The organism is Gemmatimonadaceae bacterium, from assembly GCA_037721215.1.
Lineage (GTDB): Bacteria > Gemmatimonadota > Gemmatimonadetes > Gemmatimonadales > Gemmatimonadaceae > UBA4720.
Window position 1 is genome coordinate 99,415 of the sequence record JBBJNV010000008.1, and the last position, 25,873, is coordinate 125,287.

24 protein-coding genes are annotated in these 25,873 nt (G+C 60.5%); 14 read left to right on the plus strand and 10 right to left on the minus strand.

Annotated features, from left to right (window positions below; translation table 11 throughout):
* The first annotated feature begins 19 nt into the window (after positions 1-19).
* On the plus strand, positions 20-1,570 hold the full coding sequence (locus WKF55_05860) for a hypothetical protein (GenBank protein ID MEJ7759101.1): 1,551 nt from the start codon (positions 20-22) through the stop codon (positions 1,568-1,570).
* Here WKF55_05860 and WKF55_05865 read toward each other — a convergent pair whose 3' ends face one another.
* The 6 genes from WKF55_05865 to WKF55_05890 form a co-directional block, all read right to left on the minus strand.
* Positions 1,571-4,192, minus strand: coding sequence for a pitrilysin family protein (locus tag WKF55_05865; GenBank protein MEJ7759102.1), 2,622 nt, complete (start codon positions 4,190-4,192; stop codon positions 1,571-1,573).
* The gene (locus WKF55_05870; GenBank protein MEJ7759103.1) at positions 4,192-4,902 is read right to left on the minus strand and encodes a hypothetical protein; all 711 of its coding nucleotides are present in this window, start codon (positions 4,900-4,902) and stop codon (positions 4,192-4,194) included. Before WKF55_05870 ends, WKF55_05865 begins: the two co-directional genes overlap by 1 nt.
* Positions 4,902-5,813: an ABC transporter ATP-binding protein gene (locus WKF55_05875; protein ID MEJ7759104.1), complete on the minus strand. Its 912-nt coding sequence runs from the start codon at positions 5,811-5,813 to the stop codon at positions 4,902-4,904. The genes WKF55_05870 and WKF55_05875 overlap by 1 nt, the downstream gene beginning before the upstream one ends.
* On the minus strand, positions 5,810-6,964 hold the full coding sequence (locus WKF55_05880; GenBank protein ID MEJ7759105.1) for a tetratricopeptide repeat protein: 1,155 nt from the start codon (positions 6,962-6,964) through the stop codon (positions 5,810-5,812). The genes WKF55_05875 and WKF55_05880 overlap by 4 nt, the downstream gene beginning before the upstream one ends.
* Positions 6,961-8,079 carry a tetratricopeptide repeat protein gene (locus WKF55_05885; GenBank protein MEJ7759106.1) on the minus strand — a complete coding sequence of 373 codons (1,119 nt, stop codon included), beginning with the start codon at positions 8,077-8,079 and terminating at the stop codon, positions 6,961-6,963. The genes WKF55_05880 and WKF55_05885 overlap by 4 nt, the downstream gene beginning before the upstream one ends.
* A 137-nt stretch (positions 8,080-8,216) precedes the next feature.
* Complete coding sequence (locus WKF55_05890; protein ID MEJ7759107.1) at positions 8,217-9,470, minus strand: aminotransferase class V-fold PLP-dependent enzyme; 1,254 nt, start codon at positions 9,468-9,470, stop codon at positions 8,217-8,219.
* Between the two features lie 315 nt (positions 9,471-9,785).
* Between WKF55_05890 and WKF55_05895 the strand changes: the two genes are divergently transcribed.
* Positions 9,786-9,920 carry a hypothetical protein gene (locus WKF55_05895; GenBank protein ID MEJ7759108.1) on the plus strand — a complete coding sequence of 45 codons (135 nt, stop codon included), beginning with the start codon at positions 9,786-9,788 and terminating at the stop codon, positions 9,918-9,920.
* Positions 9,921-11,011: 1,091 nt separating this feature from the next.
* Positions 11,012-13,798 carry an aconitate hydratase AcnA gene (gene acnA / locus WKF55_05900; GenBank protein ID MEJ7759109.1) on the plus strand — a complete coding sequence of 929 codons (2,787 nt, stop codon included), beginning with the start codon at positions 11,012-11,014 and terminating at the stop codon, positions 13,796-13,798.
* Between the two features lie 23 nt (positions 13,799-13,821).
* Here the strand turns inward: acnA and WKF55_05905 are convergent, their stop codons facing one another.
* Positions 13,822-14,445, minus strand: coding sequence for a DUF1003 domain-containing protein (locus WKF55_05905; protein ID MEJ7759110.1), 624 nt, complete (start codon positions 14,443-14,445; stop codon positions 13,822-13,824).
* A gap of 82 nt (positions 14,446-14,527) precedes the next feature.
* Between WKF55_05905 and WKF55_05910 the strand changes: the two genes are divergently transcribed.
* The 4 genes from WKF55_05910 (at position 14,528) to WKF55_05925 (ending at position 17,479) form a co-directional block, all read left to right on the plus strand.
* A complete protein-coding gene (locus tag WKF55_05910; protein MEJ7759111.1) occupies positions 14,528-15,445 on the plus strand; it encodes a carbon-nitrogen hydrolase in 918 nt (305 codons plus the stop codon).
* A 112-nt stretch (positions 15,446-15,557) separates the two neighbouring features.
* Entirely contained in the window at positions 15,558-16,628 is a 1,071-nt protein-coding gene (locus WKF55_05915; GenBank protein MEJ7759112.1) for an agmatine deiminase family protein, read from the plus strand.
* 12 nt (positions 16,629-16,640) lie between these two features.
* Positions 16,641-17,012, plus strand: a complete 372-nt coding sequence (locus WKF55_05920) for an OsmC family protein (protein MEJ7759113.1) — start codon at positions 16,641-16,643, stop codon at positions 17,010-17,012.
* Entirely contained in the window at positions 17,009-17,479 is a 471-nt protein-coding gene (locus tag WKF55_05925; protein ID MEJ7759114.1) for a DUF393 domain-containing protein, read from the plus strand. The genes WKF55_05920 and WKF55_05925 overlap by 4 nt, the downstream gene beginning before the upstream one ends.
* Positions 17,480-17,502: 23 nt before the next feature.
* On the opposite strand, the gene WKF55_05930 is transcribed toward WKF55_05925, so the two are convergent.
* From WKF55_05930 to WKF55_05940, 3 genes are all read right to left on the minus strand, one after another.
* Positions 17,503-18,999, minus strand: a complete 1,497-nt coding sequence (locus tag WKF55_05930) for an NAD-dependent epimerase/dehydratase family protein (protein ID MEJ7759115.1) — start codon at positions 18,997-18,999, stop codon at positions 17,503-17,505.
* Positions 19,000-19,532: 533 nt separating this feature from the next.
* Positions 19,533-20,114 (minus strand): M28 family peptidase, encoded by a 582-nt coding sequence (locus tag WKF55_05935; GenBank protein ID MEJ7759116.1) that lies wholly within the window; start codon positions 20,112-20,114, stop codon positions 19,533-19,535.
* Positions 20,035-20,463, minus strand: coding sequence for a hypothetical protein (locus WKF55_05940; protein ID MEJ7759117.1), 429 nt, complete (start codon positions 20,461-20,463; stop codon positions 20,035-20,037). The genes WKF55_05935 and WKF55_05940 overlap by 80 nt, the downstream gene beginning before the upstream one ends.
* A 65-nt stretch (positions 20,464-20,528) precedes the next feature.
* On the opposite strand from WKF55_05940, the gene queC reads away from it, so the two are divergent.
* From queC to WKF55_05975, 7 genes are all read left to right on the plus strand, one after another.
* A complete protein-coding gene (queC, locus tag WKF55_05945) occupies positions 20,529-21,251 on the plus strand; it encodes a 7-cyano-7-deazaguanine synthase QueC (GenBank protein ID MEJ7759118.1) in 723 nt (240 codons plus the stop codon).
* Positions 21,251-21,886 (plus strand): 7-carboxy-7-deazaguanine synthase, encoded by a 636-nt coding sequence (gene queE / locus WKF55_05950; GenBank protein MEJ7759119.1) that lies wholly within the window; start codon positions 21,251-21,253, stop codon positions 21,884-21,886. The genes queC and queE overlap by 1 nt, the downstream gene beginning before the upstream one ends.
* A 182-nt stretch (positions 21,887-22,068) precedes the next feature.
* Complete coding sequence (locus WKF55_05955) at positions 22,069-22,791, plus strand: DUF4331 family protein (GenBank protein ID MEJ7759120.1); 723 nt, start codon at positions 22,069-22,071, stop codon at positions 22,789-22,791.
* A 7-nt stretch (positions 22,792-22,798) separates the two neighbouring features.
* The gene (locus WKF55_05960; protein MEJ7759121.1) at positions 22,799-23,407 is read left to right on the plus strand and encodes a DUF4331 family protein; all 609 of its coding nucleotides are present in this window, start codon (positions 22,799-22,801) and stop codon (positions 23,405-23,407) included.
* 61 nt (positions 23,408-23,468) lie between these two features.
* Positions 23,469-24,737, plus strand: coding sequence for a tetratricopeptide repeat protein (locus WKF55_05965; GenBank protein MEJ7759122.1), 1,269 nt, complete (start codon positions 23,469-23,471; stop codon positions 24,735-24,737).
* Positions 24,737-25,342, plus strand: a complete 606-nt coding sequence (locus tag WKF55_05970; GenBank protein MEJ7759123.1) for a HupE/UreJ family protein — start codon at positions 24,737-24,739, stop codon at positions 25,340-25,342. Before WKF55_05965 ends, WKF55_05970 begins: the two co-directional genes overlap by 1 nt.
* Positions 25,336-25,872 (plus strand): DUF6702 family protein, encoded by a 537-nt coding sequence (locus WKF55_05975; protein MEJ7759124.1) that lies wholly within the window; start codon positions 25,336-25,338, stop codon positions 25,870-25,872. Before WKF55_05970 ends, WKF55_05975 begins: the two co-directional genes overlap by 7 nt.
* The last annotated feature ends 1 nt before the right edge of the window (position 25,873 follow it).

The following is a 25,873-nucleotide window of genomic DNA, read 5'->3' on the forward strand; positions in this document are numbered from 1 at the left end:
CGACCTCTAGGTTCCGGCCGTGTCAGGAGCCCTGAGTCGCTACCACATTCTCGCCGTGCTTTACGTCGCGGTGTCGACCATCATGGTCATGTGGAACATCATCGTTGCCGGCCGGATCTCGCAGCTCAGGCGCGCGCCCCGGTCATTTGCCGGTATCACTGCAATCGCCGGCTTACTCATGGTTCCGGCGCTGATGGTGGCATACGCGTCTGCAACGATCCTGCTTGGCCGCGCCATCCAGCCCGTGCGGGGACTGTGGCCCCTGGTCGCCGTTCTCGTTGCCCTTCAGTCGTTTTTTGCGCTGAGCCGGCGGCTCGTCACGCCGCTCTTCGGGGTGCCGATTGTCGTTTACAATGTGATCATTGCGATCGTCGCGGTCACCAGGTTTACAATCTCAAGCGACGGAACGCCGCCTGATTTCGGTCTTGCACTGTCGGCGGCACAGGCAAGCGCTCTGGGGTTTTTCTTCGGGGCCCCGGCGTTGTGGGGAGCCGCTTACCTGCAAGTGCCGGTATTCGCGCCGTCACTGCCGGCGCGGTGGAAATCAAGTGGATACCTGCGTGCCGTCATCGCCGCCTCGGCTGCAGTCGTCGCCGTTCTGGTTCTGATCGAGATGCCGAATGCCTTCTCGACCATCCACAGTTACGGCCAGTACAAAGATGACCAGCTCCAGGAACACCCCGAAGGTGATTTTGCGCTTGGCCTCAAACTTCTGCCCGACCTCCGCGGACAACCGCCGCCGCTCGCGCTCGAACGCGATATACCGCTTGCCGATTCGCTCGACCTCGATGCCGTGATGCTCGTCGTTGACCCGGAGGGCGCAAATCTGACCGCACTGGATTCAATCGCGCGTACCGTCGACGACCGCCGCGCCGACAGCGCCCTCATCATTGTTGCGCTCGGCTATCCGACGGATGCCGCGAAGCAGTTTCGCGACTCTCCATCGGATTACACGCGCGATCGAGTCGCCGACGTCAACCGTATCGCGCGCCGGCTGCGCCCCGACATTCTGATCCCGGCGGTCGATCCGTACGGGGCGGGCTCACGCGCCATCGGCACCCAGCCGCCCGAATACTGGATCGACTACCTCACGCGGGCGTCGAGAATAGTCAAAGGGGTGAACCGGCGAATCCGCGTCGGAGTCGCAGCCTCCAGTTATGGGGGCCGAGACAGCACGCTGTACTTCTGGGCGTCGCGGCGTGGATCGCCGATCGACGTTGTGGGATTTTCAATGCTGCCGGGTTTCGACGGGGCCAACACGCTCGACACGCACATGCGGGTCGCGCAACGCTGGATGCGCACCCTGCCCGAACGTCCGAGCCCCAAGCCCCACTGGGTATTCTCTGCCGGAGGTTATCCGCTCGCGCATGGTGAGCTGAACCAGGAGCTGGCGCTGTGGGGTGTACTTGCCTGGGCAACTACCCAGGCCCCGATCAAGGGTCTGATCGTGGCAGAGGCGGGTGATTACAGCGAGTTGCGCGGATTGAGAGGTGCGAACGGGAAGCTCAGATCTTCGGTTGCGGCGATGATGCGCGCAGAGCGAGGGCTGAAGGAAACAGTGGCGCAGTAGCTAGCTGCTCTTGCCCTGCCCCCTTACGATGCCTTCAACGCGGCGCGCTGGATCAAAAAATTCCTGCGCGAGTTCCTGGATCTGCGACTGGGTGACGGCCATGATTCGCTTGTCATGCTCGTCCAGCTCACTGAGGCCCGACCCGAAAATCCACGCATCCAGCATGTCGGCGAGAACCGCTCCCCCGCTCTCCTGCCGAATTGCATGGGACCCAATGGAATATTTCTTTGCGCGTCCAAGTTCATCGGCAGTGACCGGATTGTGCCGGAACTTCGCGAATTCTCCAAGGAGGCCGTCGCGCGCGGTGCCTTCCTTTTCCGGAGACGTCGCGATGTATGAGAGAAACATTCCCGATGCCTGGTGCTCGCTCACGAAAGCCTGAACGGTGTACGCCAGCGACTGACGATCCCGGAGCTCATCAAAGAACCGCCCGCCAAGGCCACTGGCGATCGTAGCCGTCAGGCGCGCCGCAAATCTGCGGTCGTCGTTTCGTGCCGGTCCCGGGAAGGCCATTGCAAGTGCAGTTTGTGCCCTGTCACGGGGTTCAGCATTCAGGACTTCATGCCCTGGCCACGCCGGCAGCGCAACCTGTCGCGCCGCAGCCGGCTGCACCCGCGCAAATTCACGCGCGATTATTCCTGCCGCATCATCCGCTACTACGTCACCGACCACCCCAATCACCAGCGGTGACGCCAGCAGCCCGGCATACCACTCCCGTGCACTTGCAGCGTCTATCGTGCGCAGCGAATCCTCTGTGCCGAGCCGCGACCTCGAGTACGGATGCTCCGCGTAGGCCCCCTGCGCCACGAGCCGCATTGGATAGCTGAACATGTCATCGCGAAGCGCGGCAATCCCGGCCAGGGCCACCGCTCTTTCAATATCGAGAGCATCGGACAGCAATGTTGCATCGAGCACTACGTCCGCGAGAAGCTCGGCAGCGGCCTCGAGGTTCTGCACCGGCACGGAGATGGACCAGCCAAAACTTTCCAGTCCAACACTGACGCCGATGCTGCCGCCAAGCATCTCCGAGTCTTCGGCAATCTGGGTCGCTGTGCGTCTGGCCGTGCCCTTGACCATCGTGCTTGCCACGAGAGTCGTGATTCCGGCGAGATTTTTCGGTTCGTCGCGCAGACCGCCCATGGCGTGAATTCCAACGTGCACGATCGCTGCACCCGCTCTTTCGCGAATCAGTATCGGCAAACCGTTCTGCGTCCGGAACACGGCAACCCCGGCTTGGGTCGCCTCGAGTCGAGGGGCGAGGGCGGGCTCGGGAAGCAGCTGAGGTTTTCGGGGCGGCAGTGCCTCGAGCGGCTGCGGCGTATCCGCCGTCAAAAGTGCGAGCATCGCGTCAGGTGACTCGGCGATAGGCGCAGTTTCCTCTGGCCGGTAGACGACAATTCCCGCGCGCTCGGGAGTCAGGTACCGCTGAGCGGTTTCGTGGATCTCATCGGCGGTCACGGACATGAACCGCGCGAAATATTCGTCGCCGAGCTGCCAGCCTCCAAGCGCCTCCCATTCGCTCAGATGATTTGCCTGTCCCTCCATCGACTCCTGCCGCCTGATCCAGCGCGACTCGAACAGGCGCTGCACGCGCTCGAGTTCTGCCGAATCGATTGGATCCTCGCGGAGCGACCTCACCTGCTCCCACACTGCCTGTGCAGCGTCCCGGGCGCAATCCGGCTTGAGCTCGGCGTGCACCACGAACACTCCCAGCTCCGTCGGCGTGTAGTTGTACGCACTCACTGATGAAACGAGTTGCCGCTCGCGAAGCGCGCGATAGAGCCGCGACGCACGACCAGCGCTCAACAGGCTCGCGGCCATATCGAGCACCGGAGTGTCCTCGTGGAGCGCCGGGGCAGTCCGCCAGCCGAACACAAGCTGAGTCTGTTCGATGTCACCGGCCAGCTCACGAAATCTGAAGTCATCGTGGTGCGGCTCGGCCGATCCTGCGCTGCGCTTGGGCGATGAATCAGGCAGCGAGCCATACAGGCTGTTCACAAGGAGCATCGTGTCGTCCACGACGACATCGCCAACGATGGTCAGAATTGTGTTCGACGGTCGGTAGAAGTTTCTGTAGAACTTCAGCATCGCGGACTGATCCAGCCGTCGCAGCGTATCCTCGCGGCCGATTCTCCAGCGCCGCATCCGATGGACATCATGCAGAAGCTCGAAAAGCGTCTCCGCGGCCAAGGCTGAGGGATTGTCCGTTTTTCGCTTTGCTTCCTGAATGATGACTTCAAGCTCTTTCTTCAATTCACCGACATCGATCACCGAGTTGGCGTAAGCATCTGCCTGGATGTCGAGGCCGGCCGCGAAGCTGGATGCCGGCAGTACTGTGTAGTATGTGGTGTTGTCGTAAATGGTATGCGCGTTGAGATAACCCCCGGATGCCTTGGTTTCCTTCGCAATCTCGCCAACACCGCGCCGCCCGGTACCCTTGAAGAACATGTGCTCGAGGACATGCGAGATACCCCCGATATCGTCGGTCTCGTCGAAGTAACCGGTTTTTACCTGGGTCAAGATCGCGACCACCGGCGCTGATGTGTCGCGCCGGATCAGCACGGTGAGTCCGTTTGACAATACCGAACGATGCACCGCGCTGCCTGAAGTAAGGCCAGTCATCACGCGAACGAACGGCGGCGAAGCACGAGAACGCCCGCGACGAAAAACAGAGCGCTGTAGCCAAGTAGCCAGTACACAGCAGGCCAGTCGACCGCAGCGCCGTTGGCGAGCGACGCCATGGGCATCAACTTGTGAATCGGAGGCAGAAGCGCCAGCACGATTTCCCGCCAGCCACCTGCCGCCGAAAGCTGAGAACGTATAATGGTCGTGCCGAGAAAAACCCCTGCAAGAACCGGCCAGTCATGACGAAAGAGACTGGAAACGAAAAACGCGATGCCGCCCAGAGAGAAAAACACCAGCGCGCTGTATACGAGCACCCCCATCGGAAAAGTCGGGTGTACCGATGCCGAAAATATTCCGAGCAGAAGTGCGAATACTGTGAGGTAACCCACAAAGAAGATCACGAAAATCTGCACGTAATACGCCGGAATGCTCACTGGTTTGGCAAAGAGAAACCGGAAGTATCCAAGCTTGCGATCGTTGGAAATCATGCCGTTGAACGAGATAAACGCGGCCAGGAACGCGAGCTGCCCGATGATTGCCACCAGGAGCTGGCGCGCTGCGCTCTCGCTGAGCCGCACACTCATCGCGCGCATGGGAGCGATGAACGTAAAGCCGATTGCGAGTCCGATGAACATCACCGCGAAGCCCCGCTCACGGATGAAATCGCGCAGTTGCCATGGCGCGTAACGAAGGAGATTTCCGGACATCAGTTGCTGACTCCGACTGCTTCGCGAAACTGCTGCTCGAGCACCGAGCGCGCCGGTACGACGCTGGCGACCATGACTCCGCTGCTGATCAGCGTTGCCAGGGCGGCGTTCAGTTCCGGCATTCCATCGAATACAATCTCGAACTCGCCCCCACCGACGTCGACGGCGGACGGCATCAACTCTTCCATTTTCTCTGCTCCGCTCGCGAGTCTGATGCGATACGCACCTCCGGTCTCGGTCGACTGATCGTAGCCGGTGCTCACAAGGCGCTGGAGGCGTCCGCGATCGACAATTGCCACTCTGTCGGCAAGGCGCTGCAGCTCATCGAGATTGTGTGAGGCAATGATGACGGTCTTCCCCGGTTTTCTCAGGTTCTCGACGATGCCCCGGAAGCGCTGGGTCCACACCGGGTCGAGACCGTGAGTGGGCTCATCGAGGATCATCACTTTCTCATCACGAAGCAACGCCTGCGCAAGCCCGAGCCGCTGAAGATTTCCCTTCGAAAGCGCCTTTATTTTCTTCGAGCGGTGCTCGGCGATTCCCAGCTGGTCGATCACTTCGCCCACGCGACTGCTGACGCTGGACCGGGCAACCCCGGCCAAGGTGGCAAACCGTTTCAGGGCATCGTCCGCTTTCCAGCCGGGATTGATGGACATCAGCTCGGACAGATAACCGATTCCGTGGCGCTCCACATACGATCGCGGGCGCAAGCCGTCGATGCGGACGGTCCCGGTCGTTGGCTCGAGGTACCCGAGAAGCAACGAGATGAGCGTGCTCTTGCCAGCACCGTTTGGCCCCGCGATTCCCAGAATCTCGCCTTCATCCACCCGTAACGAAAACTCCTCGACAGCAGTGACTGAGCGGCCGAGGAGCGATCTGTAGATTTTCGTTACGGAATCGAATTCGATCACTGAGTGCGTTGGGGCAGACACGAGGTCCAGCTTCCGGGGCCCGCCCGGCTGAGGAAACCACGCGCTTCATCGAAGCGGTTCATCCTCGCAAGCGCACAGCCGAGATAGCCTTGTGAGGCCTTGTCGGACGGGTTGTTCTGAAGCGCCCGAATGAAAAATTTACGCGAGAGGTCGTAATCGCCGGCTGAGAAAAGGATGAGGCCCATCTCCCGAAGTGCAATGGCATTGTTCGGCTCGAGACGGATGGCGACGTCGAGCTCGCGACGCGCTGTGCCGAGGTCACCTTCTTCCCGCGCGAGGCGGGAGAGGAACACGTGGGGTGAGGCAAGCGCCGGATTGTCGCGGGCGATCGTTGCAAACTGCCCTTTGGCCGCCTCCCGCTTACCGGATTGCATTGTCTCAATGGCGTCGGTCAGGTTCTGGTCGGGATTGGTACGACCCGAGAAGTAGTAGGCAAAGCCGCCGAGCGACGTGAGCACGATCGCCGCGAGGGCAGCGATAAGCCAGATATTTGCCGGCATTTTTCGCCGGCCGGATGAGCGGTACGTCGTGTCAGCGGCGGGTGTTACGACCTCGGCTGGCGTCTGGCTGCGGGCGCCGGGTTGACTGTATGGCGCGGGCCGGTTGTAGGACGGTGGAGGAGGGGGCGGCATGGTGGCCGGCGACTGGGGAATCGTCGGACCTTGCCGGTCGGCGCCGGCGACTTCGGCGGCCGCGGCTGCACTGGGCGCAGCTACGACGGCTGGCGTATCTCTGACTTCCGGCCGCGGCGGCAGCGGCGGCGCGCTGGGTTCGCTGACTGCAGTCAACAATCCCGATTCGAGCTGTCGGAAGCCTTCGCGCGCCACGACGACATCGTTGTCGGTGGCGCGATAGGTAGTGCGATTGGCCCGGTCCCGTGCGCCCAGAAATTCCAGGAGTGCGTACGCCTGGCCAAGCGAGATCAGCTCCCGCTGTCGCAGCTCGCGAATCAAGCCCTGCCCGCTGAGAGATGACCCACCCATCAATGCACGGAGCGATGTCTCGGTTCCATGCCACAGCTCGAGGATGTCCGCGGCCCGGTCTTCACCGTCGCGCGATCGATCGAGCCGGCCGGCAATGGACTCGACCGACTTGAGCGCAGTCATGGCCGACTGTTGATCGGCGGTCATCTCAAAATCCGCAGAAGTCCGGCGTCGGCACTTCCGCGAATGAAGCTCTCAGCATCCTCGGTAGAGATGAGCTGGCCCGTGAGGGAAAAACCACGCCGAGCTTCGTTCACCATGAATTCCCTCAATGATTCCGCGGTGCCGTTTCCATGTGCCTCACTCATCTTGACCAGAATCTCCTCCCATGTGCCCTCGAACGAGTGATCCTCGTCGACGGTGATGCAATGCGCTTCGGGCTCTGCGGTCTTGTCCTTGACGAAACTGCTCAGCAGCACACCAAACAGCTCGAGTTGTCCGCGCGCGTCGGTGTCGGCTGCTTCGGCCGCCCTGGCTTCGATTTCCGCCAGCATCTCGTCGATATCATCCGGCTCACCCGCGAGCTCTGCAAGACGGTCTTCCCAGGGCTTGAGCTCGGGGTCGCTGTCTCGCAAACGATATACCATCTTTTTCAGCTCGATGAGCCGCCAGATGCCAAGCTCGTCCCAGTGGTCGTCGGGCGTTGACCGATCGAGATGGTACAGGGCCGCCTCGTAGTCACCCTTGTCGTAGAAAATATTGCCGAGGTAAATACGTGCTTCGGTGTGGTCTTCGTCGATCTTCAGCGCGCGGCGAAGAGTGGCAATAGCTGCATCGTCGTCGCCCTGCCGATGCTGAGCGTAACCGATGCACGAGACTGCTTCAGCAGACTCCGGTGACTGTCGTGCCGCCGTTTCGAAGTATTCGCGGGAGTCTTCGATAAGGCCTTCGCGAAACAGGGCCCTGCCAATCTGCAGCATGAGCTCGACGTCGTCTTCGTAGCCCAGCTCGAGCGTCCGCCGAAAGCTCCTCAGCGCCGCCGGCAGCTGACCGAATCTGAGCAGCGTTTCACCCAGCCCGGCGAGGGCATCCTCGTGCTCGGGATCGAGAACCAGCGCCTCTTCGAAGCTCCTTCTCGCCCATGCGTATTCCTCACGGGCGTGGTAAGCATACCCAACGCCAATGTGAAGCTCTACCGAATTCGGGTAGAGCGCGAGCCCTTCGCGAAGTACGTCTAACGCCTCGTCGTACTGCCCTTCGTTGTACAGTTGATGCGCTCTTTCATCGTACTCCTCGGAACTCAGGAACGGGGTATTTGACATCGACGGTCACAACCTCCGACTGGATCGAGTTGCAATATTGTACTATCGAAACGCGGGTTTGTTCAAGGCATGTTGTGCGCCTGAATCGCCGACTGGGCACGCCTCGCCTTGCATGAATGATGACGGGCGCGACACTGTCAGGTCACTACGTGATTATGGCCGGCGAAGCGCTTCCATTCACCCGTCTTCAGGGCATCATCGATTGCGGCGACGGCGGCTTCGACTTCATCGTCCCGGTTGAAGAAGAAGGGAGCTATCCGGATTCCGACGCCGGCCCGGTAGTCCACGAGAATGTTTCTGGAAAGCAATACCTGCGCGACTTCGTAACCATGATCGGTATCGATGGCGACTGTCCCCCCTCGCCGGTTGGCATCACGGGGGGCATTGACCCTGTAGCCGCGGGCATCAGCAAGCTCGATGAGTCTTGTTGTCTGGCGCACGCTCTTGGCGCGGATCGCGCCGATGCCGGCCTGCCTCAAAATACGCGGCCCTTCCACCGCCGCGTAGAGTGCCGGAATCACGGGGGTGCCATTGAGCCAGCGGAATGCACCTGTGGCGTACTCCATCCGGGCTTCGAACGCGAAAGGCCGGCTGTGTGCCTGCCAGCCTGTAAGAGCCGGTGCGAGAACGTCGCGCACGCGCGGCGACACATACAGAAAACATCCCCCCGGCCCACCGCACAGCCATTTGAGTACGCCCCCGGCAAGGAAGTCAACATCGCTCTGCCTTACGTCGACCGGAATGACGCCAACCGAATGAAATGCATCGAGAGATACAAGGGCTCCCATATTATGCGCGTGCGCGCAGATGGCGTCGGCGTCGTTGATGAAGGCCGACTTGAACAGAACGTGCGAAATGGCGACCAGCCTGGTCCGCTCGTCGATTGCGGCAAGCAGCTCCTCCGCATCGATGCTGATACCATCGCCGGACCTCACGACCACTACGCGAGCACCAAACCGTTTCGCCATTTCATGATACGAGTACAGCACAGATGGAAAATCCAGCTCGGTCATCACGATGGTATCGCGCGGGCCGCCGTAATCGATTGCCGATGCCACCGCTGTCTGGGCAATGGTGACGTTCGGCATCATCACGACTTCGCCTTTGCCTGCGTTGATGAGCGGCGCGATCTCGTCGCCGGCATTTACCGGCATCTCCCACCAGCCTCGCGACCACGCCTTGACGCCCTTTTCGCCCCATTCGCGGCCATACTCCGCCAGCCGGTCCGGGACGGAGCGCGGCATGGGGCCGAGCGAGTTGGAGACCAGGTACGTGGTATGCGAGAGGATGGGGAACTCGTCGCGAAATTCGAGCAGGGTGTCGGTCACTGGTTCGAAGAAAGAGGTAATACGGAACAGCGGAACAACTGACCACAGATGGACAGATGACATCGATGCCACAGATGACTACGGCGAAGCGTGGCAGTTCCAATTCAATAGCACCCGCGTCCACGAACTGGACAAGATGATAAGACAACAACAAACATCAACCGCCACAACAGCAGTTTCTTTACTTCGGAGTTGCAGTCATCTGTGTCATGGTGTTCATCTGTGCCATCTGTGGAAAAGTTTCCGTGGCAACGTCGGCCGGCCCGGTGAAGCGGCAACATGCTACATTAACCTCAGCCTGCCGCCCATTCCGTGACGCTGCAGTGGCTCAGTGCACCAACCGACCAGCGCAAGGCGCGGCCTCCTGAGAAAGCCAACATGACGCACCCGAATTCCTTCGGCAGCAAATCCACGCTCGAGGTCGGTGGACGTCAATACACGATCGGGGGCATTGTCAGGTTCCATCACTGCAAAATGGCAGGTGGGGGTAGCGGCGGGTACGAGACCACCTAAGACGGGGCATTCCATGATTTCTGGCAAAGAGAAGATGCTGCAGTTCCTGAGAGGATTTGCTCTATCTAGCGTAATTTATCTGCTGGTGACATGGTTTATCTGGCCAACGTCCTCTCCTTGGGGAGTCATACCGGGGATGGTAGGTATGGCGACGTTTGTCGGTATAGTTTTTGTGAAGTACGATGCCCGCAAGACGCCGACTACCTAGTCTGGCAGCCTGTTAAAGAACTTGATGTCCTGCGCGGGTGGCGATTTCTCGGGCTTCAACCGTGCCGGGAATACGGAACGGAGCGCAGACGGGAAATTGAGAGCGCTCCCCGAAGCCTGTACGAGGGCGAGTTGCCTGGGGCGACGAGACGGCGCCCCAGGATAATGGCGGGCGCTACAGGGTCAGGTCACCACAGGGTTTGTCCGGCGGCGAAGCGTCCCCACGCGGCGGTTTCCAGCGCGTCGACCCTAGCGGCAGCTACCGCCTCCGCTTCATCAAAGATGGCGCCACCCGTACCCCGACTCCAGCCCGGTGTCGGCGAGGATATCCCGGGGCAGCAGGTCTTGTGCGGCCTCGTATTCATGAGGTACGTCTATGGCGACCGGAGCCACTCTCCAACTTGAATTCCGTGGCGCGTTGACAGGGTGGCTGCGCGAATCGACGCGTTCTATGAGCCTCGCTGTCTGCCGAACACTTTTCGCGCGGATTGGCTCCACGCCGGCACGCTTCAGGATTTACGGCCCCTCAGCAGCGGTGTAGAGGGCGCGGATAACTGGCGTTCCACTATGCCAGCGAAAGGCGCCGAGGTGCATTCCATCTGCGCTTCGAAGGCAAATGGGTGCTCTCGCATTGAGCATCCTGTCCAACGAACTGGACAAGATGGTACGACAACAACAAACATCAACCGCCGTACCATCAATTCCGTTATCGCGCGTTTGAAGCCATCTGTGTCATCGTGTACCCATCTGTGCATCTGTGTTAAAGTTTTCCTCGCCCCGGCAACGTGCTACATTAACCTCAGCCTGCCGCCCATTTCGTGACGCTGCAGTGGCTCAGTGCACCAACCGACCAGCGCAAGGCGCGGCCTCCTGAGAAAGCCAACATGACACACCCGAATTCCTTCGGCAGCAAGTCCACGCTCGAGGTCGGTGGACGTCAATTCACGATCTTCCGGCTCGAGGCCCTCGACTCCCTCTCGGACGGCAACGCCGCCCGGCTGCCCTTCAGTCTCAAGATACTGCTCGAAAATCTTCTGAGAAACGAAGACGGAAAATTCGTCCGGCCAGCCGATATCGAGGCGCTCGCCAGATGGGACGTTACGGCGAGCACCGAGAAGGAGATTGCGTTCCGCACGGCCCGTGTGCTCCTCCAGGATTTCACGGGAGTGCCCGCAGTAGTCGATCTCGCAGCGATGCGCGACGCACTCGCAAAGCTTGGCGGCGACCCCACGAAGATCAATCCGCTTCAGCCTGTTGACCTCGTGATCGATCACTCGGTACAAGTCGACGAGTACGGATCAGACGCTGCGTTTCTGATAAATGCCGGCCTCGAGTTCGAGCGCAATCAGGAGCGGTACGCTTTTCTGCGCTGGGGGCAAAAAGCGCTCAGGAATTTTCGGGTAGTTCCGCCCGATACAGGCATCGTTCATCAGATAAATCTCGAATACCTCGCGCAGGCGGTGTTCACCCAGACCGATGGCGGCGAGACCACGGCGTATCCAGACTCACTCGTCGGTACCGACTCGCACACGACCATGATCAACGGCCTCGGCGTGCTGGGGTGGGGCGTAGGCGGTATCGAGGCCGAGGCGGCAATGCTCGGGCAGCCAGTTTCGATGCTGATTCCCGAGGTAATCGGCTTCAAGCTCAAGGGCAAACTGCCGGCCGGCACGACTGCCACCGATCTGGTCCTGACGGTGACGCAGATCCTCAGGCAAAAAAAGGTCGTCGGCAAGTTCGTCGAATTCTTCGGAGCCGGGCTTTCGACGCTCTCACTCGCCGACCGAGCCACGATTGCCAACATGGCACCCGAGTACGGCGCGACAATGGGTTTTTTCCCGATTGACGCGGAGACTGTCAAGTATCTCAGGTTCACTGGCCGGGATGAGGCGCAGGTGCTGCTCGTCGAAGCGTACACGAAAGCGCAGGGGCTTTTCCGAACCGATGAAACGCCTGATCCGATATTCACGAGCACACTCGAGCTGGACCTCGGCACCGTGGAAGCCAGTCTCGCTGGCCCCAAACGGCCCCAGGATCGGGTGCCGCTGAAACTCGCGAAGAAGATGTTTCGCGAGGCGCTGGCCGCGGATCTGGAGCGGACCGGTACGATGGCCGGCGCGGCAGCGGCGAAGCAGGCGATGGCAGTTGCCGCTTCACCACAGCTTTCCCCCAGCGTCATCGCTACTTCGCAGGACGAGCAGGCAAGCCTGCACTCTGCAATTCAGGTGTCGATGAACGGAGCAAACTTCGGGCTGAGACACGGCGCCGTCGTGATCGCTGCGATTACGAGCTGCACCAACACATCGAACCCGAGTGTGATGCTCGCGGCGGGACTGCTCGCGCGGAACGCAGTCGCAAAGGGCCTGCGAACAAAACCGTGGGTAAAAACCAGTCTCGCGCCGGGATCGAAAGTGGTGACCGATTACTTCACGGCGGCCGGCGTGCTGGATGCGCTATCAGAACTGCGTTTCAACGTCGTCGGTTACGGGTGTACCACCTGCATCGGCAATTCGGGACCGTTGCCGCAGCCAGTGGCCGATGCAATCGAGGAGAACAAGCTCGTCGTTGCTGCGGTTCTTTCAGGCAACCGGAATTTCGAGGGCCGGATAAATCCACTCACGCGGTTCAACTACCTGGCGTCGCCCCCGCTGGTGGTGGCCTACGCTCTCGCGGGACGGATGGACATCGATTTTCACACGGAGCCGATCGGGCTCGGGAGCGATGGTCCGGTTTTCCTTCGCGACATCTGGCCCGAGGCAAACGAGGTCGAGGAAGAGATACTCCGGTCCGTAAAAGCCGAAATGTTTCGTGAGCAATACGCAAACGTTTTTCATGGCGACGATCAGTGGCGCGGCCTGCCTGTTCTGGAAGGGGATCTCTATTCGTGGGACGCAAATTCGACCTACGTCAAGAATCCGCCGTTCTTCGACGGCATCACTATCGAGCCACCCGGGGTACGTCAGATCACTGGCGCGCGTGTGCTGGCGCTGCTCGGGGATTCCATCACGACCGATCATATCTCCCCTGCGGGGTCTATTCCGGCCGCGAGTCCGGCGGGGAAATGGCTCATCGAACAAGGCGTCAAGACCACGGATTTCAATTCCTACGGCGCCCGCCGCGGCAATCACGAAGTGATGATGCGCGGGACATTCGCCAACATCCGCCTGCGGAACGAGCTCGCACCGGGCACGGAAGGCGGGTGGACATCGGTGACGCCCGGAGGCGATCCCCAGACTATCTACGATGCATCGATGGAGTACCAGCGAAACGGCGTTCCCCTCGTGATCGTTGCCGGCAAGGAGTATGGCACGGGCTCGTCGCGCGACTGGGCGGCGAAAGGAACTCTGCTGCTGGGTGTACGGGCGGTGATCGCCGAGTCGTTCGAAAGAATTCACCGGTCGAATCTCGTTGGCATGGGTGTGCTGCCCCTCGAGCTTGTCGAAGGAGCGACAAGAACATCGCTCGGCCTCACAGGTTTCGAGACATTCGAGATTGCTGGAATGTCCAATGAAATGAAACCGCGGTCGACATTGGCAGTTCGCGCGACAGATCCGACCGGCGCGGTCAAGGAGTTTCCAGCTCTGTCGCGGATCGATACGCCCGAGGAGATGAGTTATTACCGGCACGGCGGAATTCTGCCGTACGTCCTTAGGCAGCTCGTGGCGGGTTAAGGCCAGTTCCTGCGCCGCCTAATTCACCGACGCCGTTTTTTTCTGAAGCGCAGTCGAGGAATCGCCGCATGGATCTGGTCCGTAACCTCCCGCTCCATGCGCTCGGGATCGAGCGGTTTCAGCATTTCCTTCAGCTCTGGATCTTCGCCAATCGTGTGGCCAAGGCGGGTGTAAAGGCCAGCCACAAGGTGAAGTGTCTTGGTGACCTCCTCTTCGATCCGAAGATTCACCTGTAACGTCAGCTCCTCGCGCAGCTCACCGATTTTGGATTCGCGACTCTGGCTCATGAGCACGAAGATCGAAAGAAAGATGGCCTCAAGAGAAACGACCATCGTAAGCAGTCCGAATGGATACGGATCGTAGGCCGGCATTCCTCCGATACCGGAGTTCAGCAGGATCCACGCGCTGAAGGCGATTACGTGGAAGACAAAAAACCCGGTCGAGCTTCCGAGGTTCGTGAGTCCTTCGGCGATGATCTGCATCCGCGTCTGACCACCGGAATGCTGCGCCTTGATGGCCTGGAAGGTGGTGTGCATCCGGGCGCTGCGGCGCGCTCTGCGCTCCGGATTCGCCTGCCCCGTTACCTCCGGTGCCATAGCCTCCAGGGGCGATTCACCCACGCCCTCTCCGCTCTCGTTATTGTTCATTGTAATGGACGAAGAAGTTGTCGTGATGCAGCACGTCGCGATGCCCCCTGAAGGTTTCGATAAACTACCAGCTTTCCCGATAATGACCACACCGATAGGCGTAGGCCTCATCCAGGAGGCAGTGACTTCCGACGCGGCGGTAAACATCGACCGTGCGATGGAGCGTGTTCGTGAAGCAGCATCGAGGGGCGCGCAGATCATCTGCCTGCAGGAGCTATTCAATTCCCCCTACTTCTGTAAGTCCCAGAAGAGTGAAAGGTTCGACATCGCCGAACCGATCCCGGGGCCGACGGTCGATCGGATGCAGAAGCTCGCCCAGCAGCTCGAAGTCGTGCTCGTCGTACCGCTTTTTGAGCGCCAGGCGGCAGGCGTCTACCGCAATTCAGCGGCGATTATCGATGCCGACGGCTCTTTGCTGGGCGTGTACCACAAGATGCACATCCCCGACGATCCGCTGTTCAACGAGAAATACTATTTCGCTCCTGGCGATTCGCATCGGTCGCACGATGGCGATCATAAGGGGTCCCATGGATTTCGGGTGTGGAATACCCGGTACGCCAGGATCGGCGTGTTGATCTGCTGGGATCAGTGGTACCCGGAAGCCGCGCGCATCAACGCGCTGCTCGGCGCTGAAATTCTTTTCTATCCCACCGCGATCGGATGGCACCCGGCGGAGAAGGCAGAATTCGGACAGGCTCAGGTCGATGCGTGGCGCACCTCGCAACGCGCGCATGCCATCGCCAACGGTGTATTCGTCGCTGCTCCCAACCGCGTCGGGCACGAAGACGATGAACCGGGTACCGACGGAATCGAGTTTTTCGGACAGTCATTCATCTGCGATCCCTTTGGTCGCATTCTCTCCGAAGCCGGCACCAGGCCCGCGGTTCTCGTCGCGGAGTGCGACCGCCGGCTGATAGAGGAAACGCGCCGCAACTGGCCGTTCCTTCGCGACCGGCGGATCGACGCATACGCGCCCATTCTGAATCGGTACATCGGATGACGCGTGCTGGATTTGTAAGCCGTGCGCCCTCCCATCGGCCGGAGAAGAGTCACTGAACGCAGACGCTGCCGGGACTGCAGAGACCAATTCGGTTGGTGCGCATGACCTCATTATGCCCGCCGAATGGGAACCGCACGACGCAACGTGGATTGCCTGGCCTCATCACGAGCCCGACTGGCCCGGAAAAATGGGCGCGATACCATGGGTGTACGCGGAGATCGTGCGCGCACTGCACCGATTTGAGCGAGTCGAAATTCTCTGTAATGACGAAGACCTCCTCGAGAGCGCGAGCGCGGTGCTGGCGGCGCACGATGTTTCGCCCCGCGGCTACCGGCTCCATGTGGTTCCCACCGATCGCGTTTGGTTGCGGGACTCTGCCCCGACATTCGTATGGAATCCACTGGGTCAAGTCGAAGGCATGAACTGGCGGTTCAACGCCTGGGCGAAGTACGACAACTACACACGGGACGAAAAAGTCGGCACGGCAATCGCCCGGATCGCGGGCCTCCCGCGCGTGGTCGCGGAGCGCCCCGACGACCTTTCGCCGCTGGTTCTCGAAGGAGGTGGCATCGAGACCGACGGTGCGGGCTCCCTGCTGGTGACCGAGGAGTGGTTGCTAAGCGACGTTCAGATCCGCAATGCCGGTCTGGACCGCGCCGCTTATGAACGTGCATTCGCCAGATACCTCGGCGCTACCAACGTCCTGTGGCTCGGCAAGGGCTGCGTTGGTGACGACACTCATGGCCATATCGACGACATCGCAAGGTTTGCCGCACCAGGTGTTGTCCTGCTGGCTTACGAGCCAAACGCCAGCGATTCGAACCACCGGCAGTCGGTTGACAATCTGAAGAGACTTGAAGCAGCGGCGTCACGAGCGCCGCTCAGGATCGTAAAGCTGCCATACCCGCGCCCGGTGATCATGGAAGGACAACGGCTTCCGGCGAGCTACGCGAACTTCTACATCGCAAACGGAATTGTCATCGTGCCGACTTTTAACGATCCAATGGACCGCGTGGCGTTGCGCATCATCGCAGCGGAGTTTCCCGGACGCGAGATCGTCGGTATACACTCGCTCGACCTGGTGTGGGGCCTCGGAACTCTTCATTGCCTGTCTCAGCAGCAGCCCTCCGCCCGCAAAATTACTTCTCGCCGGTCAGGACAGGTGAGGAACGATTTTCGCTAATCTTCGCTGACCATGAAGATCACACTCGTTGCCGACGATGCCATTCGACTGGAGCAGACCGGCGGGCCAATGACCATCGAGGCCGTGTCCTCCGATCAGTTCTACTCGCCCTTCCACATGCTCGCCAGTGGACTGGCGTTCTGTACGTACTCGGTTCTTACATCGTGGGCGGCCCACGCGAAGCTCGATGCCGGCGATCTGGTGACCGAGGTGAAGTGGTCATTCGCCGAGCAACCGCACCGCGTGGGTTCGATGGACGTGAAGATCATCTGGGCGTCGCTGCCGGAGGCAAGGGTCGCTGCGGCAAAGCGCACCGCCGCCCTCTGCGCGATCCACGCTACGCTCACTCATTCACCGACGATTACGGCAACCGTTGAGCGATGACGGTCCCGGTTGTGAGGTTTACCGTTCGTGGCGCGGAAGTCGGGGCTGACGCGCCGACGTCTGGCTCGCCGGGGCGGCCGTACACCGTCGTGTACGATGGATTCTGCAATGTCTGCAAGAAACTCGTTGGAGTTCTTGCACGGTGGGACAGCCGCGGTGATCTCGAGATACTCCCCTCGCAGACTGCCGGTTTATCGGCACGCTTTCCATGGATTCCCGCGAAGGCGTACCTCGAATCGGTCCAGGTAATCGACAACAAAACCGGAAAGACAGCTCAGGGAGCGGCCGCGATCGAGCAGCTTATCGATGCGCTGCCCAAGGGAAAACTCATTACCTGGATTTTTTCAGTTCCTCTGGTGCGTCCGGCTGCCGAGAAATTCTATCGATGGTTTGCCCGCAATCGGTATCACCTGGGGTGTGGGGAGCATTGCCAGCTGCGCGAGCAGAAGATGGATTTTCCCGAATAGAGCGGTGACTTTGCCCCAGTTGGTTACAACGTAGCAGCGACAGTCTCAGCCCGTTTTCGCTCGCGCACCAGCTCTTTCAGCCAGTCCTCGATCAAGTCTGCCTGAGCTTCATTGAGTGTCTCTTCCTCGTTCTGAACACCAAGTGGCGCCGCTCCGCCGCTCTCTGTAACCATCCGCTCTACGAGCGCCTCCCATGTGCGCTTCTGCACCGCGCCGCCCACGGCCGTCATCGCAAACCAGGAGGGCAGAGACGCCGGCCGATCGTACACCTGCGCTTCGAACCGCACCGCATCGCCCCGCGCCTCGGAAAGAAACCGCACGCAGCCGGCCAGCGGATGACCCGACAGAGTGATCAGTGTCGCCTTCGTCGCGGTGGCTTCCTGAACCCGCACCTGAACGTTTCCTCGCAACGGAAGAGACATGGTGAGCGTGGCGCCCTGGTGTAATTCACACTGGGTGCCGGGCTCGATCTCGGCATCGACGATTCCGGGTGTCGCGTCGTTGAAATCGCGAGCAAAGCGCTCGAAGAGCTGCTCCGGCGAAAGTCTGCTTCCGCTGATGTCTGCCCAGATGCGTTTCCGCTTCAACGATCCGATACCATCTTCAGGTAGCTGTTCCGGCTGAATATGGGCGAGCTTTTTCAGACCCTCGCCGAGCGTCATGGGGGTAATGCCGAATACAGTGATCAGAGCGTTATCGGCCGGATCATCAATGACATTTCCTTCGCGCAACATCGTGATCTGACTCGCGTTCACCGGCAGCGGAAGGCCAACCAGTTCGGCCAGTGCACTACCCGCGCTGGCGACAAAGCCGGGGATAGGCACGTGCACTGGATCACGGCCGGTGATATCGGAGAACCGACGCACGAGATCGTTGGTCGATGTCGTTTCGCTCCCCGCGAGGTTGAGCGTTTGTCCATGCAGATCAGGTCGCTCGGCAGCAGCCGTTATGGCCGTGGCGAGATCGCCAACCCACACCGGCTGGAAGAGGTCGTCGCCCCCATTTATCACCGGGATCGCGGGCAGTATTCTCATCATCTTCAGCAGCAGCGAGACCACTTCGTCACCGGGTCCATATACATTCCCCGGTCGCAGTACCATCCATCCACCACTGAACGCCCTGACGTGTTTCTCGGCGTCGCGCTTCGAGGTGTGGTATTCAGACTCGCCCTTGCCCGCGCCAAGCGACGACACGTAGATGAAACGTCCGCAGGAAGCGCGTTCGGCTTCCCGCACCATGTTGAGCGTTCCCGCAACGTTGACGCTTTCAAAAGTGGATTCTGGTGGCGATTCGGCCACTATTCCCGCGACGTGCAGTACGAGATCGCATCCGTCGGCGCTCCCGCGCACTTTCCCGGGGTCGGCAATGCTCGCCGGCCAGGCTTCCACGTTGTCAGACCACTGGTTGATATCGTCGGCAGCATTACGGCTCAACAGGCGGACATGATGGCCGCGCTGAACGAGCTCGGTCACGACCGCTTCTCCGACAACACCGGTCCCACCGGTGACAAGCACCTTCATTGCCCCTTCCGCTGTACGAGTCAACAACGGTGAGGGCAGAATGAGTGCCACTGATCCGGCACACGCTCGTCCCGCGGGTCGATGCCGTGACTCTCCCCGACTATCCTCGTCATTCTGACGGGTGGAACATGTCCGCCCGGCAACGGGGGATTTAATTAACAACGCGTGTAGCGACAACGTCGCGGGCAATGGAGAACAGCGCGTCATACGTAGCAGAGATAGAGCGCGTGGGCCGGGAAATGGACAGTGAGCTCGCAACGATTGTCGCTGCAGCGGAGCGCACGCGGACTGCCGCGGCCACAGTGTCTTCAGCGGCAGAGGAAAACGTGGACGCGGTCGAGGGTGCAGCGCGCAACCTCGGCCTTGTGGCAAGACCGCCGAGAGTCACGCGACGGCGGCAATGCAGGTCAGCGCGTCGACGGAGGAACAGAGTGCAGCGTGCGGGCAGATGACGAGCGCATCGACCGAGTTATTGCTTGGAAGCCGTCAGCTTCGGGGACTTGTCGGAGAGCTGAGGACCGCAGCCGCCTGAGTCACTGAACGCATGGGGCATCCGGCGCGCCTGCTGGCTTGTCCACCCGCGGCGGCCGATCGAGATTTGCCACTCGCACCGTCACATCACGCACGAAATCGGCAACACGCCTCATGTGGTCGTAGTCGATGTATTGCGGCTCATCGGTTATCTGATGATAGTCGGCATGAAGCCCGGTCGTGAAAAACGTTACCGGGATTCCGTAACGCGCATACATGTAGTGATCGCTCCGGCAATAAATCCTCTCGGGATGTCCGTTGGCGTCGTAGTTATAGTCGAAGACGAACGGGCGCGCCCGCGCAGCGTTTACCTGCTCGACGATGTCGCCCAGCTGCGTCGAGACGCGTCGGGAGCCAACGAGCTGCAGGTAATCGGGTCCGCCGCCGGTGATGTCCGAGGCGCTTCCCCTCCCGACCATATCCAGGTTGAGCTGAGCGACAATCGATTCTCGCGGAACGGTTGGATGTTCGGTGAACCACCTGGCGCCCAGCAGTCCTTTCTCTTCAGCGGTATGCCACACAAACAGGATTGATCGCCTTGGCTTGACGGGCGCATTTGCCAGCGCCTCGGATACCGATGACATTTCGCGCGGTACCCGGGGCAATCGAACCCGCGAACCGGGCTGAGCTGGATTGAATATCCTGAAACCAGGTGCCGACGTCGCCCGCGGGCTCGAGGCCAATCCGCGCTGCTTCCGCGGCTATGTAAGTGGTTGCCATCGCGTTGCCGATCGTGCCTGCTTCGCGGCCCATCATGGAATCATCCGCGTAGGCATACAGCCGTGATTTCAAGTCATCGACAGTGATCGCGGCGAGGGTTGAACCCGCGCGAGGCGAGCCAGCCGTGGTAACAACCTGCTGCTGAGCGCATCCGCCAACGAGCAGCAATGCTGCCAGCATTCGCAGTGCGCGACCGTGTCTCTTGTCCTGCATCAGATTGTCTCCGGAGGAATATCAGTTGAGTTACTGGTTTGTCTCTCGAACCTTATCTTACGGCAATGCATCGTGATAACGCTGTTCTACTGTTGAGCGGCGGGCTCGACTCCTCGACATTGCTCGCGCTCGCGACGAGCCAGGGATATCTGGTTCACGCCTTGAGCTTTCGCTACGGCCAGCGGCACAGCGCCGAAATCGACGCATCGAAGAAGATCGCGGCGCGGTTCGAGGTAGTCGAGCACATCGTCTCTGAAATCGACCTCCGCATCTTCGGTGGGTCTGCGCTGACTTCGGATATTGCAGTGCCGAGGGATCGCGCGGTTGACGATAGCGAGGACATCCCGATCACCTACGTGCCCGCCCGCAACACGATTTTCCTCTCCGTTGCTCTGGCGTGGGCTGAAGTTCTGGGAGCACGCGACATTTTTATCGGCGTCAACGCCCTTGACTACAGCGGTTATCCAGACTGTCGTCCCGAGTTCATCGACGCGTTTCAGACGATGGCGCGACTTGCGACGCGCGCCGGAGTAGAGGGGGCAGGCGACCTCCGGATTCGAACACCCCTGATGGACATGTCCAAAGCAGACATCATCAGGCTCGGCCTCGAGCTCGGAGTCGATTACGGAATGACGGTGAGCTGTTATGATCCGGCTCCCCTCGGGCACGCCTGCGGACATTGCGATGCGTGCCAGCTGCGAAGACGCGGGTTCGAGGAGGCCGGGGCGGCGGATCCAGCCCAGCATACTTCCCGAACTTCCCCCGGTCGAGCGGGCCGGGGCCGCTGATGGCGTACACGGTAAAGGAAATTTTCTACACGCTACAGGGCGAAGGGGCCAATGCAGGGCGAGCAGCGGTGTTTTGCCGTTTTTCGGGATGCAACCTGTGGAACGGGCGGGAGGAAGACAGAGAGCGCGCAGTCTGCAAATTCTGCGATACCGATTTTGTCGGCGTCGGTCCCGATGGCGGCAGGTTTCAGACGGCCGAGTCACTTGCCGGGCGGATTGTGCTGGCCTGGCGCGGCAATGATGCCAGCGGCCGACGCTTCGTCGTGTGCACCGGCGGCGAGCCACTGCTGCAGGTAGACGGTGCACTCATCGATTCAATTCACGGCGCGGGATTCGAGGTTGCGGTCGAGACCAATGGATCCAGACTCGCGCCCGCCGGCGTTGACTGGATCTGCGTCAGTCCGAAAGCCGGTGCGTCGCTGGTCCAGACATCAGGGGACGAGCTCAAGCTCGTCTTTCCTCAACCCGGGGCGATGCCCTCCGACCTGGAGCATCTGAAGTTTCGCCACTATTTCCTTCAACCGATGGATGGCCCACTGGCGGCGGAGAACACTCGCGCTGCCGTCGATTACTGCATGCGGCACCCTCAATGGCGATTGAGCCTGCAGACCCACAAGCAACTCGGGATTCGATGATTCGGCGGCATCCATTCCACATAGCGCCCCCCCTCCTCATATTCCTACTCACTGGCCGCGACACGCCAACAGTCTGACTGGCTGGGCGCGGCGCAAAAGTTTGCGGCCGCGGGCTGCCCGCACGCCGATCGGCTTCACTTGATCGCCGGCGTTCAATCCATACCATCTGAAGTGGAGAAGTCATGAAGAGCAAGTTCCCCGGCGGCAACCGTACTGGCGCACTCCTGGTCGCCGCCGTAATTGTGGCAAGTGTCGCGGGGCTCGGCGCACTGCTCGCGTCCGACCACCAGGATACGCCTGAAGTCGAGCTGAACCCGCGCATGGACATCAGTGATGTCTATGCGTTCCCTGGGTCCAGTCCCGACCGCATTGTGCTCGCAGTCACGACGTCTTCCCCGATTGGCGGCCAGACGGCGTCCTTCGATCCGAATCTGTTGTATCAGATCAAGGTGGATAACACGGGCGATGCAAAGGAAGACCTCGTCTTTCAGATAACGTTCGACGGAGCGGCTGGCAGCAGCCAGCAAGTGCTCGTCCGCGGTCCTGTCGCCCCCGCAGCTACTGGTACGATGGCTACACTCGTCACTACCGGCACAACGATCGAAGGCGCTGTCAACGCGTCACTGGGCTCTGCGACAGGAGTGCAGGTATTTGCGGGATTGCGCGGCGATCCGTTCTTCATCGACCTCGAGCAGTTCTTCAAAATCCTGCCGGACCGGCGCCCTTCGACAGGGGGATTGTCCAGTCCGCTCACGCAAACCGCGACCGGCTTCCGCAACCCGGGCGTCGATCTGCTGGCTCCGTTCAATGCGCTCGCAATTGTCATCGAGCTTCCAAAGTCGCAACTCCTCCCTTCTACCGCCGCCGACGCAAAGTTCGGTGTGTGGGCAACAGTCAGCCGGTAACAGAGTCATGAATTTCCGCAAATCTGCCCGTTGCGCGGCCCCGTCGCGGTTGGTCGCTGGCATCGCCGCACTCTCGCTGGTTCTCGCCGTAGTCGCCTGCAACGATGAGGGTGATGAGATCCTGGGACCGGGAACGAATCGAACTTATACCCAGATCGAAAGGCTTGGAAATCCGCTGGTGTCAGAAGTTTTTTTCCCCAAGCGCGACCACGGCCTGCATAACACCAAAGGGCCCGAGTCCGATGGCACATCGATGTCGTTAGGCGGCACTGACGTTCCGGGTCACATCCGATCGTTCGTCGCGTCTTTCGGTCGCAGCGAAAGAATCATCACAACGCTCGGTACCGTGCTGTCACCTGACATGCTGATGGTTTTTCCAAACCGCGCCACTACCAACCCGGCAACGGTCGGCTGGCTGACGTGGGCGCTCGCTCCAGGTGTGGGCTACGGTGGACGAAGGCTCAACGATGACGTTGTCGACATAGCATTGAGCGCAGTCTTCGGAAACGTACTGGACAACACACAGCCGGTTCTTCCAAATCTCACGTCCGATAATGTGCCGGCCAGTGTAAGAACATTCTCGACGACATTCCCGTACCTCGGAGCGCCAAGGTAACTGTGGGCGGCAAATCGCCTTTCGCGACCGAATTGCGGTGAGCCTCAGCGCCCGGGTTGCCATGATCGTTCTTGTTCTGCCCGCCGCGATTGCGGGTGTATGGGCAATGAGCGCCGGTCGTGTGGACCACGCGCGCAGCGAAAATGCCGGTTCTGCCGAACGGGACGCGCAGATCGCGGCGTGGAGCAGCGCCCTCGCGGCCGATTCCCTGAGTGCTATTGCTCTTGGCCAGCTGGGCGCGCTCCATCTGCAGAAAGCGAGAGAAACCGGCGACCAATCAAGCTACGTCCGTGCTGAGGAGTACGCACGGAGGTCTATTTCGCTGCGCAAGACACGTAACGGGTCGAGCTTCGTCACGCTTGGCGCTGCGCTCGTAGCGCGTCACGAGTTCGCAGCTGCGGACTCTGTCATCAGCGAGCTGGTCAGTCGCGAACCGGATATTCCTCAATACCTGGCGCTGCTTGGCGAAATCAAACTCGAACGCGGCGAGTACGATGCAGCCCGGATCGCATTCAGCTCAGTGAATGGTGTGCGTACGCACCTCTCCGTGGCACCTCGCCTCTCGCGGTGGATGGAGCTGACGGGAAATTCGCGAGGAGCCCGGGATCTGCTGCGTCAGGCGCTAGCCGAGGTCGAACGACGCCCGGATCTTCCGCGCGAACAGGCGGCCTGGTTTTATTTGCGCGCTGGCGACCTGGATATGCAACATGGGCGACTCCGCGGCGCCCGAAAAACGTTCGAGGCCGGGCTCGAGCGAAATCCCGGTGATCATCGGCTGCTTTCAGCGATGTCGCGACTCGAAGCCGCAAACGGAAATCCGCGAATGGCAATCCTTTTCGGTGAGCGCGCGGTTGCAATCCGACCCGATCTTCTCACGCTGGGAGCGCTTGGCAACGCCTATGCCGTTGCGGGGGACACCGCAATGTCGAGTCAGTATTTCAAGGCACTTGAAGCGACAGTTTCGGCAAGCGGTGCCGCGCATGACAGGGCGTCGAGTCTGATGCTGCTCGACCGGAATGCCCGCGTGCGCGAGGTGCTGGCAGTCGCCCGCACCGACCTCTTAGCGCGGCACGACATTTACGGTTACGACATCCTTGCGTGGGCGTTGCACAAGTCCGGCCGGAATATCGAAGCTAGGGTAGCAATGGCGCAGGCACTGCGCCTGGGCACCGATGACGCGACGCTTAGCTACCACGCTGGCGTAATCGAACGTGCACTCGGGAATGACGCGCGCGCGCGATTACACTTCGAACGCGCGCTGGCAATCAACCCGCGGTTCGATAAGCGGCCCCAGTCAGTGAGAGCGATGCTCGACTCGCTTAAAAGCTGATGTCCGAGTTTCTGTCATTCGTAGAGCTCGGGTTTCGCCACATCACGGATCTGGCGGCGATGGATCATATCCTGTTTCTGCTGGCGCTTGCCGCTATATACAGGCCCCGCGACTGGCGAAGCGCGTTATGGGTAATAACGGCGTTCACCGTTGGACACTCGTTAACGCTCGCTCTCGCCGTGACCGGCGCAATCAAGCTTCCGACTGACGTTATCGAGTTCCTCATTCCGGTGACGATCGTCGCGACATGTATCGAGAACATCGTCGTTCGCAACCGGGAGAGCGCGTTCTGGCATGGTCGCTATCGTCCAGTGTTTGCGGGAGTGTTTGGCCTCGTGCATGGGGCCGGCTTCGCTAATTATCTGCGCGACCTGTTTTCTGACCGGATTGCTTTACCGCTATTCGGATTCAACGTCGGGATCGAGCTTGGGCAGATCGTCGTGCTCGCAATTGCCGCGATGATTTTTGTCTCTGCGGACTGGGTGATTTCGAGGCTGCTCAGTTCCGCGACGTCCGCGGCCGGCCTGAGACTTCGTGTGCTGCTCGTTTCCAGCGCGGTGATGGTGGTTGCGGTGGAGTGGGCTGTAGAACGACGTCCATGGTAGAAGCAACTCTGCGCAAAGCCCGAATCGGGACATTGTTTCTGCAGGCGGCCCTTGCGATCTCCGCGGTTTTTCTGCCCTCTCGTGTCAGTGCACACCCAATCCATACGAGCCTGGCCGAGGTGGTTCATGAGGCGTCGAGTCGCACAGTTCGCATATCTCTGCGGGTTTTCGTCGACGATTACACGACGGCGTCGCTCGCACACGTGCGGTGGCTTGCGTCAAGACGGCCTCCCAGGACAGCACCTGACGGGCAATCGCCGTTCGTGACGTATGCTCAGGCCGCCTTCAGAGTCACAGATGCCACGGGACGCCGGATTCCTCTCACCTCATGCGGTGGCAGGCGTAACGGAGACCTGATGTGGTTGTGCCTGAAAGGTTCGGCACCGCGAGGACTGTCAGGATTGTCAATCACCAGTCACGTTCTGTTCGACATGTACCGGGATCAGATCAACATCGTCCAGGCGGCTTACGGAGGGCGAAAGACCAGCCTGCTGTTCACACGCGGCGATGGCGCCCGGAAACTTCCCTGAC